Here is an 18,637-nt window from a genome sequence, read left to right as displayed (position 1 = left end):
CGACATGATCAGGGAAATGCAACAGAACGACCGTACGGTCATCATCAACCGCACCGGGGAAGCGCCGGCGCAGAGCCCGTTGACCGACTTCGACACGCCGCCGCGCTTCGAACAGCTGGAAGAGCGGATGATCTACGCCGCCCGCCTGCGCCCGGCGGAAACCTTCAACATCAGCCTCAACCCGCTGGTGGCCGCCGCCTCGCCGCTGCTCTCCGAGGTGGTGCGGCTCAAGCACAGCCAGGAGAGCGAAGACCTGCAGGCGCTGCACCACCAGCTCGGCAGCGCGATCAAGCTGTTCGAGCACCGCGCCCTGCACGACGGCGCCGAGAGCAGCCAGGTGATGGCCGCACGCTACGTGCTCTGCACCGTGCTCGACGAAGCCGTGGTGACCACCCCCTGGGGCAACGAGAGCGAATGGTCGCAGATGAGCCTGCTGTCGAGCTTCCACAACGAGACCTTCGGCGGCGAGAAATTCTTCCAGCTGCTCGAGCGGCTGGCGCGCAACCCGGTCAAGCACCTGCCCATGCTGGAACTGATGTACCTCTGCCTGTCCCTCGGTTTCGAGGGCAAGTACCGGGTGCTGCCGCGCGGCATGCTCGAGCTGGAAGCGGTGCGCGACAGCCTCTACCGGCAGGTCCGGCAGATGCGTGGCGACGTCCCGCGCGAGCTGTCGCCGCACTGGGAAGGCCTCAGGGACACCCGCCGGCGCCTGGTGCGCATCGTGCCCTGGTGGCTGGTGGCGCTGTTCAGCCTGATTTGCCTTGGGGTGATCTATGGCGGCTTCGCCTGGGTACTGGGCGAACAACGCGAGGCCGTGCTGCAACCCTATCGGGCGCTCGAGACGGATGCCGTGGATTCAACGCTTTCAGGGATGGAATGAAATGAAGAACTTCTTCGCCAAACTCGGCGCCTTCCTGCGCCGGACCTGGGTCTGGAGCCTGCTGCTGGTGCTGCTGCTCGCGGTGCTGGTGTGGTTCGCCGGGCCGCTGCTGGCCATCGACGATTATAAATTCTGGGAATCCCCCAGCAGCCGCCTGCTGAGCATCAGCGTGCTGTTCCTCGGCTGGGGGCTGGCCATGGTCTTCGCCAGCTGGCGCGCCAGCGCGCGCAGGAAACGCGACGCGGAAGACCAGGACGTCCAGGAGCAGTTGCGCCGCGACGGCCTGATCGGCGAGGAACAGCAGGAACTGCGCCATCGCTTCAAACAGGCGCTGCGCACGCTGAGAACCTCCAGCCTCTATCGCGGGCGCAGCGAGAAATGGCGCAGCGAATTGCCCTGGTACCTGCTGCTAGGCCCGCAGGGCAGCGGCAAGACCAGCCTACTGGACTTCTCCGGCCTGGATTTCCCGCTCAACCGCGGCGAACGGCAGCGCCTGACCAAGGACGTTTCCGGCACCCGTCATGCCGACTGGTATTTCGCCGACCATGCGGTGCTCATCGACACCGCCGGCCGTTACCTGACCCAGCCCGACACGCAGGTGGACGGCAGCGCCTGGGACACCCTGCTCGGCCTGCTGCGCAAACGCCGTACGCGTCCGCTCAACGGCGTACTGGTGAACGTCCCGGTCGAGCAGTTGCAGGGCGGCAGCGAGCAGGAACTGGAAAAGCTCGCCCGCCTGACCCGCCAGCGCCTGCACGAAATCCACCAGCGCCTGAACGTCGACGTGCCGGTCTATCTGGTACTGAGCAAGGCCGACAAGGTGCTCGGTTTCGACGAGTTCTTCGACCCGCTGTCGCGCGAGGAAAGCGACCAGGTGCTCGGCGCCAGTTTCCGCAAGGAACAGGACGCCAGCGACGCGCAGGTGGTGCGCCAGGAATTCGAGGAACTGCTGCGCCGCCTGAACAGCCAGGTGATCATGCGCATGCATCAGGAACGCGATGCCCGGCGCCGCGGGCGAATCCTCGACTTCCCCCACCAACTGGGGCGGATCGGCGAGCGCCTGAGCCTGTTCATCGAACTGGCCTTCGCCGGCAATCGCTATCAGCGCGCCAGCCAGCTGCGCGGCTTCTACCTGACCAGCGCACCGCGGCTGCAGCAGGAACTCGACCCGCTCACCGCCGGCATCGGCCGCCAGCTGGGCCTGGCCAGCGACGCCCTGCCGACCTTGCGCAGCGGCCGGGCCCGCTTCATCAACCAGTTGCTCAGCCGGGTGATCTTCCCCGAAGCCGACCTGGCCGGCCTCGACCAGCGCGAAGTACGCCGCATCGACTGGGGCCAGCGCGCACTCCATGCCGGCGCCTTCGGTTGCCTGCTGCTGTTCGGCACGGCCTGGGCACTGAACTTCTCCGGCAACCACGAGCGCCTCGAGCAGCTGCGCCACATCGCGCAGCAACTCGGTGGCGAACGTCAGGCCATCGCGGCCGGGGACGAGGCCCTGAGCACCCTCGCGGTGCTGGACGGCAGCTATGCGGCGACCCAGGTCTTCCCACCCCGGGATGAAGTCTTCTGGCTGCGCCGCGGCGGCCTGTACCAGGGCGAAGCGGTCGATCCAACGCTGCACCTGGCCTACCGCCGTGACCTGGAAAGCCTGCTGCTGCCGCGCGTCGGTCGCCAGCTGGAGGCGCAGATACGCGCCAATATGAACGACCGCGAGCGGCTGCTCGGCAGCCTGCGCGCCTACCTCATGCTGAACCTCGCCGAGCGCCGCGATGCGGCGTTCCTCAAGGACTGGCTGGCCGCCGACTGGTCGCTGCGCCATGGCGGCAACGCCGTCGCCCAACAGGGCCTGAACACCCACTTCGCCCGTCTGCTGGAAGAGTCCTTCGCCCCGTACCGGCTGAACGACAACCTGGTGGCCAAGGCGCGCGCCCAACTGCGCAGCGAATCGCTGGCCAACGTGGTGTACCGCATGTTGCGCGACCAGGCCGGCAACTTACCGGACTATCGCCTGAACCAGCGGCTCGGCCCACAGGCCGGGCTCTTCGTCGGTGGCGACTACGCGATTCCCGGCTTCTATACCCAGCAGGGCTATCAGAAGCTGTTCGTCGCCCAGGGCACCGACCTGGTCCGCGAAATCCTGCGCGACAACTGGGTGCTCGGCGAAGGCGACAGCCTCAGCGCGAAGGACCTCGGCCGCCTGCTGACGGAAATGGAACAACTGTACTTCCGCGATTACGCCGCGCACTGGAGCGAGGCGATCGCTCAGCTGAACATTCTTCCGGCGGGCAGCGCGGCCCAGGGCGCGACCCAGCTCGCCGGCCTGACTGCCGCCAACTCGCCACTGCTGCAACTGCTGCTGGAAGTGCGCGAGAACACGCGCTTCGCCGGGCTGGCCGAGGCCTCCGAGCAGGCCGGCGAGGTGGCCGAGGCGGCCCACGGCGCCGGCGGCAAGCTCGGCAAGGCGGCCAGGCTGGCCACTGCCGCGGCCGAGCAGGCCCAGGCGGCGCTGCTGAAAAACCTGCCGGATACCGCGCGCAAAACCCTGGAGCGCCGCTTCACACCGCTGCACCAGCTGCTCGACGACAACGGTGGCGCGGGCCCCGAACTGGCCGCCAGCCTGCAGGCACTCGATGCCCTGCAGCTGCAACTGGCGTCGCTCGCCCATGCCAGCGCGCCGGAGCAGGCCGCCTTCGAACTGGCCAAGGCGCGCATGAGCGGCCAGCGCGATGCCATCAACCAGTTGCGCAACAGCGCCGCGCGACTGCCGCAGCCACTGGGCCAATGGCTCGGCCTGCTGGCCGAGGACAGCTGGTCGCTGGTGCTCAGCGATGCCTATCACTACCTCAACCAGCGCTATCGCAACGAGCTATACGCCAGCTACCGTGGCGCGCTGCGCGAGCGCTATCCGTTCAGCGCCCACAGCGCCAGCGACGTCGCCCTGGCCGACTTCCGCGAGTTCTTCAAGGCCCAGGGCCTGGCGGACAGCTTCTTCGAGCGCTACCTCAGGCCCTTCGTCAGCGGCAGCGCCGGCCAGTACCAGCTGCGCCGCGTCGACGGCCGCGGCCTGCCGCTGTCGGAACAGTTCCTCGTGCAGATGAGCCGGGCGCAGACCATTCGCCGCAGCTTCTTCGCCGAGAACCCCAACGAACCGCAGATCCTCTTCAAGCTCGAACCCTACTCGCTGGACTCCAGTCTCGGCCGCGCCGACTTCCGCTTCGGCAACCAGCAGCTGGAATACCGCCACGGCCCCATCGTGCAGACCGCCTTCCGCTGGCCCGCCGAGGCCGACGAAGGGCGCACCAGCCTGGTGGTGGAAGAGCTCGGCGGCCGCCGCGTCGGCATCGAGAAGAACACCGGGCCCTGGTCGCTGTTCCGCCTGATCGACCTGATGCAGGTCGACTACCACAGCGGCCGCGACGTGCTGATGCTCAAGGCCGACCTCGGCGGCCTGCGCGCCAACTACCTGCTGCATGCCCAGCGCTCGCCGAACCCGTTCGACCTCGCACTGCTGCGCGGCTTCAAGCTGCCGGCGACGCTGTGATGACTGCTACGGCCTGCAGCTGGCGCAGCACGGCGCGCACCGACACCGGCAAGGTCCGCGCGCGCAACGAGGATGCCTTTCTCGACCTGCCGCAGGCCGGCCTGTGGGCCGTGGCCGACGGCATGGGCGGACACCAGAACGGCGCGCTGGCCAGCCGGCTGATCGTCGAGCAGTTGGCCGAACTCCCGGTCATCGGCGATCTGTCGGAGCGGCTGCGGGCGCTGCGCCGTTGCCTGCACGAGCTGAACCGTCGGCTCAGCCAGGAACTCACGGTGACCGCCGCGCGCCCCGACCCGGTGATCGGCAGCACCGTGGTCGCCCTGCTGATGGACGAGGATCGCGCCGCCTGCGTCTGGGCCGGCGACAGTCGCTGCTACCTGTGGCGCGGCGGGCGGCTCTACCAACTGTCGCGCGACCATTCGCTGGTACAGCAACTGATCGATGAGCAGCAGCTTAGCCCCGAGCTGGCCGCCCGACACCCGGCCGCCCATGCCCTGACTCGCGCGATCGGTGCCAGCGACAGCCTGGAGCTGGATATTCTCGAATTCGCGGTCTACCCCGGCGACACCCTGTTGCTGTGCAGCGATGGTCTTTACCAGAGCATGTCCGCCGATGCCCTTGGCGCGGCAATGAGTCTGCCCTCGACCCAGCTGACACTGGAGCGCCTGTTTCGCCAGGCATTGAAGGGGCCGGCACGGGACAACCTCAGCGCCGTGGTGATCCGTCGATGAACGCGCAGCAGCCAGCCAGCGACCTCACCTACGTCGCCCTGGCGGCCACCGCCGCCACGCCAGCGCAAACCGAGCCACGCGTGACACCCGGCGAGCTGCCGGACGTGCTCGTCGGGCGCTACCGCATCGAACGGCTGCTCGGCGTCGGTGGCATGGGCGCGGTCTATCGCGCCCGCGACCTGCTGCGCGAGCAGTACGGCGATCCGCAGCCCTGCGTGGCGCTGAAGACCCTCAGCGAAGATTTCGCCGAATACCCCGACGCCAGCGCCCTGCTCTACAGCGAATACGCCCTGACCACGCGGCTCAGCCATCGCCATGTGGTACGCCTGTACAACTTCGAGGTCGACCCGGCCAGCCAGCGCGCCTTCATCACGCTGGAATTGCTCAAGGGGCCGACGCTCGACGAAGTGCTCGCCGAGCGTTCCGAGGGCTTGCCCTGGGAGGAGCTGCGCGGCATCGCCCTGCCGTTGCTGGAGGCCCTGGCCTATTCCCACGGCCGCGGCGTGCTGCACGGCGACCTCAAGCCGAGCAACGTGATGCTCGCCGACGACGGCCTGCGGCTGTTCGATTACGGTCTCGGCCAGCCGCTGGAAGGCCTGTTGCCCGGCCTGCCGCGCCTGTGCCGCAGCCGTTTCGCCGCTTGGACGCCGCGCTACGCGGCGCTGGAACTGCTCGATGGCGGCGAGCTGGCGGCCGCCTCCGACGTCTACGCGGTGGCCTGCGTGCTCTATGAGCTGGCCAGCGGCAATCACCCGTTTCGCCGCCTCGCGGCCCGCCAGGCCAAGGCCCTGCAGCTGGACCGCACGCTGCAGCGCCCACGGCATCTGCCGGCGCACTGCTGGCCGGCGCTGCGTACCGCACTGGCGTTCGAAGAAACGCAGCGGCGGATCGACGCGGCGGGGCTGCTGCAAGCCTTTCGCCATGCCGCCACCGGCCGCCTGCGGCGCTGGTTCGGATACACCCACGGATGACACGCACACAAGGAAATCGCCATGTTCAACGCGGCCAATGAAGCCCGCTTCAGCCTGACCATCGAGGGTATCGAACACGACCTGCAGGTGCTGGCCTTCGACGGCCACGAGGCCATCAGCCAGCCCTATCGCTTCGATCTCGAACTGGTCAGCGAACGCCCCGACCTGGACCTCGAAGCCCTGCTGCACCGGCCGGCATTCCTGACCCTCGATGCCGATGGCACGGGCATTCACGGTCTGATCCATCGCGCCGCCCAGGGCGAGTCCGGCAAACGCCTGACCCGCTACGGCCTGACGCTGGTGCCGCAACTGACCTACCTCGCCCACCGCACCGACCAGCGCATCTTCCAGCACCTCAGCGTGCCGCAGATCGTCGCGCAGGTGCTGGAAGGCCAGGGCATCCAGGCCGATGCCTACCGTTTCCAGCTCGGCCCGGTGCTCTATCCCGAACGCGACTACTGCGTGCAGTACGACGAATCCGACCTGCACTTCATCCAGCGCCTGTGCGAAGAAGAAGGCATTCACTACCACTTCGAGCACGGAAGCCGGGGGCATGTACTGGTCTTCGGCGACGATCAGTCCGCCTTCGCCAGGCTCGGCCGGCCCACCGCCTATTTGCAGGACAGCGGCATGACCGCCGACGAGCCGGTGATCAGGCGCTTCGGCATGCGCCTGGAAACCCGTACCCGCCGCGTCAGCCGCCGCGACTACGACTTCGAGCAGCCAAGGCTATGCATGGAGGCCACCTACCGCGGCGAGCAGGCAACTGACAACCACCCGCTGCCGGAGCTGGAAGACTACGACTACCCCGGCCGTTTCACCGACCGCGGTCGCGGCAAGCATCTGTCGCAGCGCGCCCTGGAGCGCCACCGCCACGACTATCAACTGGCCGAGGGCCACAGCGACCAGCCATTGCTGGTCAGCGGTCATCTGCTGGAAATTTCCGAACATCCGCGGCGGGAGTGGAACGACCTCTGGCTGCTCGGCGAAATCCATCACGAAGGCCGCCAGCCGCAGGTGCTGGAAGAAAGCATCACCTCCTCGAGCCCACACGGACCAACCCCCTCTCCCCTTGGGGGGGAGGGAGATAACTTCCAGCAAGGCTACCGCAACCGCTTCCTCGCCACGCCCTGGGACGTACCCTTCCGCCCGCCCCTGAAACACCCGAAACCGAAAATCCTCGGCAGCCAGACCGCCGTGGTTACCGGCCCCGCCGGCGAGGAAATCCACTGCGACGAATATGGCCGGATCAAGGTCCAGTTCCACTGGGACCGCGAAGGCGCGCATGACGACAAGGCCAGCTGCTGGCTGCGTGTCTCCAGCAGCTGGGCCGGTGACCGCTACGGCGGCATCGCCATCCCCCGGGTGGGCATGGAAGTGCTGGTCACCTTCCTCGAAGGCGACCCCGACCAGCCGTTGGTCACCGGCTGCCTCTATCACGCCGAGCACGTCGTGCCCTACGAGTTGCCGGCGCACAAGACCCGATCGGTATTCAAGACCCTCTCCAGCCCCGGCGGCGACGGCTACAACGAGCTGCGCATCGAGGACAGGACAGGCGCCGAACAGATCTTCATCCATGCCCAGCGCGACTGGGACCAGAACATCGAGCACGACCAGAAGATCCGCGTCGGTCACGAGCGTCACGACCGCGTGGAAGCCAATAGCTATAGCGAATTCCAGGCCGAAGAACACCTGACCGTCGTCGCCGATCGCAAGGTGGAAGTACGGCCCGACGACCACCTCATCATCGGCCAGGCGCAACACATCAGGCTCGGCAATACCCAGGCGCTCAAAACCGGCCGCGAAATCCACCTCAAGGCCGGGCAGAAGATGGTCATCGAGGCCGGCAGCGAACTCACCCTCGCGGCGGGCGGCAGCTTCATCAAACTCGACGCCGGCGGCATCACCCTCGGCGGCCCGCTGGTGCGGATCGATGCCGGTGGCTCGCCGGGCACAGGTTCCGGTATCGCCATCAAACTACCGGTATTGCCGGTAATGGCGAACGAGGATAACGCAGGCAAGAAAACTCGAATCGCGCCAACCAATTCTCAGCTTCAAATTGCTCCTAAAACACTCCAACTTAGAGCAAATGGTAGTCAGACTTTGGCTTTCGAGAAAGGTAATAGTTTTCTTCCATCGCAGGTATTGACTACTCCCCATAGCAATCTTCCAAATTCCGTAGCCTCAACATCCGACATCACGACTTCAATACATGCCCAAAGCGGTCCTGGTAAATGGGTTACGCAGGAAATTGATTACGACGGCATAAACAACTCATTAAAGATGCTCATGAACCGCCTGGGCTCGCTTGGTGACGAAGGGCGAGTCTTTGGCTCTGATGGCAAGGATTACCAAAACACCACCCGCAATGTTATCCAAGTTTGGCAAGCTCTGGATGAGAATGAGCAGCACTTGGCGGAAGGCTCGGCTACTCATGATTATGGCAAGCAACGCACTATCACTCAGCACTTTCTTGAAGGCACAGATAATTGGCATATTTCTGGAAAATCCTGGCACTGGCAGCCAGTAACAGCCAATACCGTTTATGAAAGAAAGGATCCCCAACTATGAAGACAGAAACAACACGTGATAAACGCAACACCATTTTTCTCTTTTGGGGAGTATTGGATGCCTTTTACATCGCCTGGTATTGCACTAATAGTTTGCTGGGTGGGCGCATGCCTTATCTCAGCGACCTCAGTGCGAGCGTTACATTACTTGAACGACAAGGCGGAGTTAATATAGCCACGGCCATCCTATCATGGCTGCTACAGTTTTCGATCATCATCTCATGCCTGATGTTCCTGTTACGAAAAGGCTGGGTGAAATACCTTGCTTACGCACAGATTCCTTTTCGTTTGTTTTTTCTTATACCCTCGCTCTCGGTAATATTGCTTGCTGCGCAGCTACTACCTGGCTATGGCTTGATGCTTCTAGCGCTGATCATTGTCTCTGAAATACTAAAAACCTGGTCATTATGGAGGTTTGCATGATGCAGGTTGAACAGCACCTTAACCAGACAGCTACTACGCATGAACGGCTCACTGACCCTCTTGCTCAAAAAAGCGAGCTGACTGATCGTTGACCACTTCAAAATCTGCTCAGATGTTGCAGAACTACAGTTGCGACGATATCAACGCCGACAACCCGCCCAGGCTCAGCGACAGCGGCAGCCAGGTCGGCGTCGACCTGATCATTCCCCAGGCCCTGCTGGACGGCCTGCCAGCGGCGAACAGGATTCAGGACAAGACCGCCGTTGAAGGCAGCACCACCGCCAGCACGACCTGTTGGTGGCGCTTGGATGGCCTGTTCGCCGACCAGGACGGCAACCCCATCGACGGCTGGCTCGCTGAACAGGAACTGATCACCACCCGCCACAGCCCCTGGGAATGGCCGGACTTCCAATGCGTCGAAGACACCGGAAGCCCTCTCGACAAGCTGGCCTACGCCTTCAACGCCAAAGGCATGCTGAATACCGAGGAGCAGCACAACTACCGCGCGCAGATCAGCAAGGCCGATGGCGGCCCCATCCTGGCGCTGGCCCGCCTCTACGACATCGTCGATTCCGATCGGGACGGGGTGCTGACCAGCAGCGAAATCCGCACAGCCCTGGCCAAGCCTTGGCACGCTCAGATGCTCGGCCGGCTGATTGCCAGATACGAAAGCGAGTGGTTCTGGAAAGAGGAAAAGTGGGATGAGCTGGATAAGCTCATGCACCACACCCCGGAAGACCCAAACCCCCAATGGGTCAATGAGAAAGAGCGAATTAAAAAGCTCAGTTTGTGGAGTGAGTTAGCGGGCAAGCAGGGAATAAATGCCGATGGAGCTGTTTGGCATTTCCATGCTATATCTATGCTCAACATATTCATGCAGAGAAGCGATCTAATAGATGTCGAGCGATTCATTCAAACTTACGTCAGCCAACATGGGTCCTTCGTAGTTAACACTCCAGTGCTATCGGAGGTATCGAAGGATAATCTGCGCACTATCGTGAAGCACATCAACAAGTACTATGAAAGCGCCCCAGCTAAAGCCAATGTTTTCGAGCTGGCATATATGCTCGCGACAGCCCGACATGAAGCGTACTACTTCCCTACCGGTGAGTTCTTTAGCTCCAGACCAGAGGTTGGTAATATAGCCTACTTCAATAAATATGATCCGGTACTAGCAGCCACACAGGAGCATCGCGATCGGGCTGTAGAGAACGAGAATACCGCACAAGGGGACGGCTATACCTACCGGGGGCGAGGCCTCGTACACCTCACTTGGAAGAAGAATTATCGCAAGGCCAAAGAGCATTTCGGCATTGACTTCGTGAACCTACCCGACAAGGCAGCCGAACCCAAGCACTCCGTGCCAATCATGATCTGGGGTATGAAAGAAGGTATTTTTACCGGCAAGAAACTAGCCCACTATATTAATGCCTCTGGCGTGGACTATGTGGAGGCCCGTAGGATAATCAACGGTACCGACCAACAACAACTCATCGCCGATTATGCCCGAAGATTCGAAACCATTCTTAGGAAAACTTCCTCAGCCAGGGAAACATTCACCACATGAAAAACACACTACCCATAACGCTACTGATATTGCTTGCGCTGGCCACCTCACTATATGCGCAGACTTACACCATCACAGTCAATAGAGGCGAAGCCACGGAAACGTACCAAGGAAATATGGACACTGGCGAATTGACGATACATTGGGAGAAGGAAACCAAGGTATTCGCCGATATTGTTGGTTACGCTGGCCAGACGTCAAGAACGTTGATCTCGTTCAACGGGGGCCCCGCTCTAGTCTATGAAAACGCCGGGTCAAATACACATTTCGAAATATTCTATACCTTCGCACTCAAAGATAAAGTTCCAGTCATCGATTGTGCGTACTTCAATATTCGCAATGGGCAGAACGGTGCCTCCATTCGCAAGGCTGTATGCAATTTGAATACACCACTGTCGAATGAAAGTCAGGACATGATCTCCACATACTCGGACAAGTGGATCGAAGCCTCCAACGCAGTGTCACTGCAATCCGTGATGGTCGAACCCTCCGAGCCGGCCGACCTGCCTCTCGGCCGACTGGGTGAGGTCGATGTGGCGTTGCGCTACAGCTCGGTCGACGACCTGATGTCTGCGACCCCAAAAACCATAGCGACGGCAGGTGTGAAAAACCATGAAGTAAGCAGTGGCAACGCCTATTTTGTGTATGACGCGGATGGCACTACACCACTGGCGTTAGATGTGGAAATGGATCCCGTCACTCATGAGCTGAAGCGCCTGACATCTGCTGAGCTATTGCTAGCCATCGAGGCTAACTGAAACGAGACTCCTTATGAGGTAACGCTGAATCATTGTGTGGCGCGCATGAGCAATCAGCGCTCGGATTACTTAGATCAAATCGCGTCGGATATCTAGGTCATACATTCGAGGGCCAAACAACATGAGCCATCGTTCGCTTATGCTGGAAAGAGCCAAAAACGCATTAGGACTGATGAAATGAAAAAGACGATATTTTCCTTGCTACTCGCAACACCGCTGACCTGCCAAGCGCCCCCCCGAAATACATGAAATAATCGCGTACAAAGGAAGCCTAGCCAATCAAGAAATCCATATGACCTTGGTAAACGATGGAGAGAAAATCAATGGGGAGTATTTTTACAGGAAATATAAAATCCCTATTAGCTTGCAAGGAAGCATAATAGACTCGACTTTATCCTTAACCGAGAGCACGGATAGGGGCAAAGCGTACATCAAGGCAAACATATCAGGAAATAAAATTGAAGGCGAATGGAAAAACAAGAATAAGTCTTATGAAATCCATGCTCAAGCCCTGAGCAACTCTTATAAGGATTTATTCACCGACATCATTATCGGGGGAACAGAAACCAACAGAGAACTGAAGGTAATCTTCAAGAACGGTATCATACAAGATTTGAGCTTTGACTCACTCACTAGCCGGCCATTAATAATATTCGAGGACTTTACTTTCGACGGACAACCAGACATGCGCATACTTGAATTAGAGACATCAGGCAATAGCTCATTTTCCTATTTTGAATATAACTCAGAGCGCAAGAGATTCATTAGTGCAGCGCCAGAAATATCCAACTTAGTTAGTCCAAGAATTTTGCATCACGAAAAAACCATACTATCTATTTCTAGAGATGGATGTTGCTTGTATCAAGCTCAAAAGATTCAGCCAAACGAATATCGTTTGGCTGAATACGACTATGATTCAAAATCTGGTCATGAGCAGATAGAGAACCTAGAAACAAAAGAAAAATCAAGCAAGTCGATAAACAAGGATTACTTTGAGCAAAACTATCTAAAGCTTATAGGCATCGGCGCCAACGATAAAAAACAACCATAGCCATTGCCTTATGAAAAGCCTATGGACATAAAAGCTACAACCGGCAAACGTAACGCTATCTTTCTCTTTTGGGGTATACTGGACGCCTTTTATATCGTTTGGTATTGCGCCAACAGTTGGCTGGGTGAGCGTATACCTTATTTCAGCGATCTCAGTTCGAGTATCGCACTACTGGAACAACAGGGTGGAGTTAATTTAGCTATAACCCTGTTATCGTGGCTGTTACAGTTTTCGATCATTGTTTCGTGCCTAATGTTCCTGTTCCGAAAAGGCTGGGTGAAATACCTTGCTTATGCACAAATTCCCTTTCGCTTATTTTTTCTTATACCTTCGTTCTCGGTAGTGTTGTTTGCCGCGCAGCTACGACCAGGCTATGGCCTGATATTTCTAGCACTGATCATCATCTCTGAAATATTAAAGGCGTGGTCGTTGTGGAGGTTTGCATGACGGATTGTAGTAGTAGCTGAGAGTACGAGAGTGGAGCCAGCAAACATGCAATGTCTTTTAAAGCGATACAAGGAGAAGGCCGAGTTTTACAGGAAGCGAATCTGAATGAGCTGATTCGTTCCGACAACACAGCCAATCCCCCCTGGGGCGCCCGCAACGAAGATGACGAAACCACCGGCCCAGCCCTCCCTCCAAGGCGGCGTATTGCCATTAACCCTCGACCCTGCCATAAAGCCGCATCTGTCATAACGCTACCTTTCATAACGCTACAAGGATGTACCGATGCGATTGCTGAAAAAGGTCCTGCTGGGGCTCCTGCTGCTGGCCGTGCTGGCGGTGGGTGTGGGGCTTTATTTCGTGGCCTATCCGAATCTGCCGGAGTATGAGGCGCCCGAGGCGCTGCATTATCTGGAGCAATGGGACGACGCGCAGCGGCAGACCTACTACTACACGCCGCAGGGTACGCAGGTAAAAGGGCTGGAGTACGACTGGTTCCGTGCGCTGGAGCTGCCCTTCAGCCGTGACAGGTTCGCCACGCCCGAGTACCTGGCGCGTTTCGGCTTCCTGGTCGATCCCGGGCAGCAGCCCACCGCGCTGAACCCGGGCAACCTGCCGGTCGGCTTCGCCCGCCACGAGGACGACGAAACCGGCCGAACCTACCTGGACGTGACCTGTGCGGCCTGCCATACCGGCGAGCTGCGCTACAACGGCCAGGCGGTACGCATCGATGGCGGCGCCGCCATGCATTCGCTGGCCTCGACCGTGCCGACCCTGCGCGGTGGCGCCTTTGGCCAGGCGCTCGGCATGAGCATGGCCTTCACCTATTACAACCCGCTCAAGTTCCGCCGCTTCGCCGAGGAAGTGCTCGGCGAGCGCTACGAGCAGGACCGTGCGCAGCTGCGCCAGGACTTCAAGCAGGTGCTCGACCGTCTGCTCGGCACCGCCTACAACGACTGGCACCGCGGCCTGTACCCGACCGAAGAGGGCTTCGGCCGCACCGATGCTTTCGGACGTATCGCCAACGGCGTGTTCGGCGATGCCATCGATCCGACCAACTACCGCGTGGCCAATGGCCCGGTGAGCTACCCGCACCTGTGGGACATCTGGAAATTCGACTGGGTGCAGTGGAACGGCTCGGCCATGCAGCCGATGGCGCGCAATATCGGCGAGGCGCTGGGCGTCGGAGCGACGCTGCAGTTGCTGCACGAGAACGGCCAGCCCGTTGCCGAGGCCGAGCGCTACGCCTCCGGCGTGCGGGTACGCGACCTGCACACGCTGGAAACCACGCTGATGCAGCTGGCGCCGCCACGCTGGCCGGAGGAAGTCCTGGGCCGGATCGACCTTGAACAGGCGAGCCTCGGCCGCGCGCTGTACCGGGAGAATTGCGCCCGCTGCCATGCTCCCGATCCGAAGCCGGCCGGCGAGCGCTTCGCGCCGGGACGCGATCCCGAATGGCGCATGAAGGTGATCCCCACCTCGGTGGTCGGCACCGACCCGACCACCGCCGACAATATTGCCGATCACCGTTTCGACCTGACCCGCCTGGGCTGGACGCAGGAAGAACTCGACTGGCTGGACGTGCAGCTCTACGGCGCACCGACCGGCCCACTGGACCTGAGCCGCCTGTCCAGCGCCAAGGGGCTGGCCTACATCACCGCCTACGTCGAGGAGCGCGCCTATCGCGAGGCGGGTATCGGCCAGGCCGAGCGCGCCGAGTTCGACGGCTTCGGCCTGCCGATCGGCGTGCAGGAGCTGCGCGGCTACAAGGCACGCCCGCTCGACGGCATCTGGGCGACGCCGCCGTTCCTGCACAACGGCTCGGTGGCGAACCTGTTCGAGCTGCTATCACCGGTCGCCGAGCGCCAGGCGCAGTTCTGGGTCGGCAACCGCGAATACGATCCCCGGCGCGCCGGCATCCGCACCGAACGCTTCGCCGGCGGCTTCCTGCTCGACACTGCGATCACCGGCAACGGCAACCGCGGCCATGAATTCCGCGCCGGCTGCCGCGGCGACGGCGTGATCGGCCGGGCGCTGGAGCCGCACGAGCGCTGGGCGCTGGTCGAGTACCTCAAGGTGCTGGGCGATCCGCGTTTCGAATCTCGCCTGGAAGACGTCCCGACACAGCCGTACACCCCCGGCCCGACCTGCTACTGACCGGCACCACTGAACAAGGATCGCGTCATGCTCAAGAGAATCTGGCTCTGGCTCGGTCGGCTGCTGGGCCGCCTGCTGCTCGCCACCGTCGCCCTCGGCCTGGCCGGCTGGGCCATCGGCGCGCTGTATTACCAGTCGAAATACAGCGGCCCGGTATCCACCGAGGAGGAGATCGCGCCGACCGAGGTGGCCGACACCCAGGCGATCATCGCCGACGCCATCGCCGTGGTGGAGCAGCACAGCGAGAATACCCGCGTGCTGCGCGACGCCCATGCCAAGGCGCACGGCTGCGTGCGTGCCGAGGTCAGCGTGCGCGCCGAGCTGGACGCCGACCTGCGCCACGGCGTATTCAGCGAACCGGGCAAGACCTGGCAGGCCTGGGTGCGACTGTCCAACGGCAACGCCTATCCGCAGTTCGACCGCATCAAGGATGCCCGCGGCATGGCCGTCAAGCTGCTCGACGTGCCGGGCGAGAAGCTCACCGCCGATCCGCGGCACGCCGGCGAGCAGGACTTCGTGATGTTCAATCATCCGGTGTTCTTCGTCCGCGACGTCGCCGAATACCGCAGCAACTTCGCCGCCCAGGCGCAGGGCAAGAAGGCGCTGGCGTTCTTCCCGAGCGCCGACCCGCGCAGCTGGGAGCTGCGCCACCTGCTGATCGCCCTGCAGACGCTGGCCCCGGCACCCGAGAGCCCGGTGGCCACCACCTACAGCTCGGTGGCGCCCTACAGGCTCGGCCCGCACAACATCAAATACCGGGTGATCCCGACTCCGGAACAGTGCCCGGACTACCGGTTGCCCGAGCAGAACCGCGACCTGCCGAACTTCCTGCGCAGCGCGCTCTACCGGCAGCTGTCGCTGGACCGCGCGCCGGCCTGCTTCGCCCTGCAGGTGCAGCGGCAGAACGCCGAGTACTACATGCCGATCGAGGACACCAGCATCGAGTGGGACGCGTCCATCTCGCCCTTCGAGACGGTCGCCGACATCCGCCTGCCGCCGCAGGATTTCGACAGTCCCGAGCAGAACCTGGCCTGCGACAACCTTTCCTTCAACCCCTGGCATGCGTTGCCGGCACACCGCCCCATCGGCGGCATCAACCGCCTGCGCAAGGCCGTGTACGAAGCGATCAGCCGCTACCGGCTCGAACGCAACGGCGCGTTGTAAGGCGCATAGGCGAGACGATATTCGTAGGATCCCGGGGGGACGCCGAGTCCTTGCCGGCGATCATCGGCGTTGCGACCGATCGCCCGCAAGCGGGCTCCTACCGGTGGGGCAAAAGGATAATCCGCGTTCATGCCCGGCAGACGCATGGGCAAGGCTTCGCCGTTGCCCACCCTACGAACAGGTGAAAACTCAAATTCATCCATACAAAGCATTATTTATTTTATGTTTGATAAGAGCGGGCGGGGACGCCGAGTCATGCCCGCGAAGCTTTTGCGCGCGGAATGTTCGCGGGCATGGCCCGCTCCTACAGATTTCCGCATTTCGCACACGTACTCGGGACATGACTCTCGCATCACGCCGCTCCGGCATTGCACGACGAGCGAAATCCCCCGTGCGCTGTCCAACCAGGCGCTGCTAGCATCAGTCAGTAACCGACTACACGGAGCAAGGCGGCCGTTTGCGGAAAATGAGCGCTATCACCTCACCGTCCCCCGGTTCCCTGGCGATCGACCGAAGCGCCCGGCAGCCGCGGGTATGCATCGCCGGCGACTGGACGCTCGCCCACTACGGCACGCTGCGCCGCGAGGTGGAACGACTGCTGCCGCAGATCGACGCGCGCAGTCAGGTCGAGCTGGAGCGGCTCGGTGCCCTGGACACCGCGGGTGCCGGGCTGCTGGTCGAGCTGCTGGGCCAGGAACGCATCGCCGCGATCGAAATCTGGGGGCCGCAGCTGCCCGCCGAGCGCCTGGCCCTGCTGCGCAGCGTCGCCGCGGCGCTGGACCGGCCCGAAGCGCCGGAGCCGACACACGGCTATGCCTTCGGCGATGTGCTGGCGCACGTCGGACGCGCGGTTTCCACGCTCTGGCGGCAACAGCGTGCCCTGCTCGGCTTCATCGGCCTGACCCTGCAGACCCTGCTGCTGACGCTGCCGCGCCCGCGCCGCTGGCGGCTGACCTCGCTGGTGGTGCACATCGAGCAGACCGGCCTCGACGCGATTCCCATCGTCGCCCTGCTGACCTTCCTGGTCGGCGCGGTGGTCGCCTTCCTCGGGGCCACGGTGCTGGCCGACTTCGGCGCGACCATCTACACGGTCAATCTGGTGGGCTTTTCCTTCCTGCGCGAATTCGGCGTGCTGCTGGCGGCGATCCTGCTGGCCGGGCGCAGCGCCAGCGCCTTCGCCGCGCAGATCGGCTCGATGAAGTCCAACGAGGAGATCGACGCGATCAGGACCCTGGGCCTGAGCCCCATCGAACTGCTGGTGCTGCCGCGGGTGCTGGCGATGCTGATCACCCTGCCGATCCTGACCTTCGTCGGCATGCTCAGCGGCATCCTCGGTGGGTTGACGGTCTGCGTGCTGGCGCTGGACATCTCGCCGACCATGTTCTTCAACATCCTGCAACGCGATATCGCCATCAACCACTTCTTCGTCGGCCTCGGCAAGGCGCCGGTGTTCGCCTTCCTGATCGCGGTGATCGGCTGCCTGGAAGGCTTCAAGGTCAGCGGCAGCGCGCAATCGGTCGGCGAGCACACCACCTCCAGCGTGGTGCAGGCGATCTTCATGGTGATCCTGCTCGATGCCATCGCCGCGCTGTTCTTCATGGAGATGGGCTGGTGACCAATGACGCGCTGATCCAGGTGCGCGGGCTGGTGAACCGCTTCGGCAGCCAGACCGTGCACGACAACCTCGACCTGGACATTCGCCGCGGCGAGATCCTCGGCGTGGTCGGCGGCTCCGGCACCGGCAAGTCGGTGCTGCTGCGCAGCATCGTCGGCCTGCGCCGGCCGACCGCCGGCAGCGTCCGGGTGTTCGGCGAGAACCTGCTGGAGCTGTCGCCGGACCGCCGCTCGCAGGTGGAGCGGCGCTTCGGCGTGCTGTTCCAGCGCGGCGCGCTGTTCACCTCGCTGAACCTGCAGGAGAACGTCGCCCTGCCGCTGATCGAGCATGCCGGGCTCGGGCGCGGGGATGCCGAGCACCTGGCACGGCTGAAACTGGCGCTGGCCGGCCTGCCGGCCGACGCCGCCTGCAAGTACCCCGACGAGCTGTCCGGCGGTATGATCAAGCGCGCCGCGCTGGCCCGCGCGCTGGCGCTGGACCCTGAGGTGCTGTTTCTCGACGAGCCCACCGCCGGCCTCGACCCCATCGGCGCGGCAGCCTTCGACCAATTGATCCTGACCCTGCGCGACGCGCTGGGCCTCAGCGTGTTCCTGGTCACCCACGATCTGGATACGCTCTACACCATCTGCGACCGGGTCGCGGTGCTCTCGCGCAAGCGGGTTCTGGTGGCCGACCGCCTGGNCCGACGACGCCTGGATCCGCGACTACTTCCACGGCCCGCGCGGCCGCGCGGCGCAACAGGCCGCCGACCTGCTGGAGAACTGA

12 protein-coding genes and 2 pseudogenes are annotated in these 18,637 nt (G+C 62.4%); all 14 read left to right on the top strand.

Annotated elements, in window-relative coordinates; translation table 11 throughout:
• Positions 1-4 precede the first annotated feature (4 nt).
• The 14 genes and pseudogenes from icmH (at position 5) to IN820_RS07210 (ending at position 18,637) form a co-directional block, all read left to right on the top strand.
• On the top strand, positions 5-880 hold the full coding sequence (gene icmH / locus IN820_RS07275; RefSeq protein ID WP_193680335.1) for a type IVB secretion system protein IcmH/DotU: 876 nt from the start codon (positions 5-7) through the stop codon (positions 878-880).
• A 1-nt stretch (position 881) separates the two neighbouring features.
• Positions 882-4,421, top strand: a complete 3,540-nt coding sequence (gene tssM, locus IN820_RS07270; protein ID WP_193680334.1) for a type VI secretion system membrane subunit TssM — start codon at positions 882-884, stop codon at positions 4,419-4,421.
• Positions 4,421-5,152 (top strand): PP2C family protein-serine/threonine phosphatase, encoded by a 732-nt coding sequence (locus tag IN820_RS07265; RefSeq protein ID WP_193680333.1) that lies wholly within the window; start codon positions 4,421-4,423, stop codon positions 5,150-5,152. Before tssM ends, IN820_RS07265 begins: the two co-directional genes overlap by 1 nt.
• Complete coding sequence (locus tag IN820_RS07260) at positions 5,149-6,123, top strand: serine/threonine-protein kinase (RefSeq protein WP_193680332.1); 975 nt, start codon at positions 5,149-5,151, stop codon at positions 6,121-6,123. The genes IN820_RS07265 and IN820_RS07260 overlap by 4 nt, the downstream gene beginning before the upstream one ends.
• Positions 6,124-6,144: 21 nt before the next feature.
• Positions 6,145-8,143: pseudogene (gene tssI / locus IN820_RS07255) on the top strand (type VI secretion system tip protein TssI/VgrG); the annotation flags it as partial.
• A 547-nt stretch (positions 8,144-8,690) separates the two neighbouring features.
• Positions 8,691-9,116 (top strand): hypothetical protein, encoded by a 426-nt coding sequence (locus IN820_RS07250; protein WP_193680331.1) that lies wholly within the window; start codon positions 8,691-8,693, stop codon positions 9,114-9,116.
• Between the two features lie 112 nt (positions 9,117-9,228).
• The gene (locus IN820_RS07245; protein ID WP_193680330.1) at positions 9,229-10,683 is read left to right on the top strand and encodes a hypothetical protein; all 1,455 of its coding nucleotides are present in this window, start codon (positions 9,229-9,231) and stop codon (positions 10,681-10,683) included.
• Positions 10,680-11,441: a hypothetical protein gene (locus IN820_RS07240; RefSeq protein WP_193680329.1), complete on the top strand. Its 762-nt coding sequence runs from the start codon at positions 10,680-10,682 to the stop codon at positions 11,439-11,441. The genes IN820_RS07245 and IN820_RS07240 overlap by 4 nt, the downstream gene beginning before the upstream one ends.
• Before the next feature lie 292 nt (positions 11,442-11,733).
• The gene (locus IN820_RS07235) at positions 11,734-12,492 is read left to right on the top strand and encodes an XAC2610-related protein (RefSeq protein ID WP_193680328.1); all 759 of its coding nucleotides are present in this window, start codon (positions 11,734-11,736) and stop codon (positions 12,490-12,492) included.
• A gap of 21 nt (positions 12,493-12,513) precedes the next feature.
• Complete coding sequence (locus tag IN820_RS07230) at positions 12,514-12,939, top strand: hypothetical protein (RefSeq protein WP_193680327.1); 426 nt, start codon at positions 12,514-12,516, stop codon at positions 12,937-12,939.
• Between the two features lie 282 nt (positions 12,940-13,221).
• Positions 13,222-15,093 (top strand): di-heme-cytochrome C peroxidase, encoded by a 1,872-nt coding sequence (locus IN820_RS07225; protein WP_193680326.1) that lies wholly within the window; start codon positions 13,222-13,224, stop codon positions 15,091-15,093.
• 27 nt (positions 15,094-15,120) lie between these two features.
• A complete protein-coding gene (locus IN820_RS07220; protein WP_193680325.1) occupies positions 15,121-16,257 on the top strand; it encodes a catalase family protein in 1,137 nt (378 codons plus the stop codon).
• A gap of 466 nt (positions 16,258-16,723) precedes the next feature.
• The gene (locus IN820_RS07215) at positions 16,724-17,872 is read left to right on the top strand and encodes an MlaE family ABC transporter permease (RefSeq protein ID WP_193680324.1); all 1,149 of its coding nucleotides are present in this window, start codon (positions 16,724-16,726) and stop codon (positions 17,870-17,872) included.
• A pseudogene (locus IN820_RS07210) lies at positions 17,866-18,637 on the top strand (ABC transporter ATP-binding protein). The gene IN820_RS07215 and the pseudogene IN820_RS07210 overlap by 7 nt, the downstream one beginning before the upstream one ends.

This window comes from Pseudomonas lopnurensis, from assembly GCF_015070855.1.
Classification (GTDB): Bacteria; Pseudomonadota; Gammaproteobacteria; order Pseudomonadales; family Pseudomonadaceae; genus Stutzerimonas; species Stutzerimonas lopnurensis.
The sequence above is the reverse complement of the archived record's forward strand: the minus strand, read 5'-3'. Positions and strand labels throughout refer to the sequence as shown.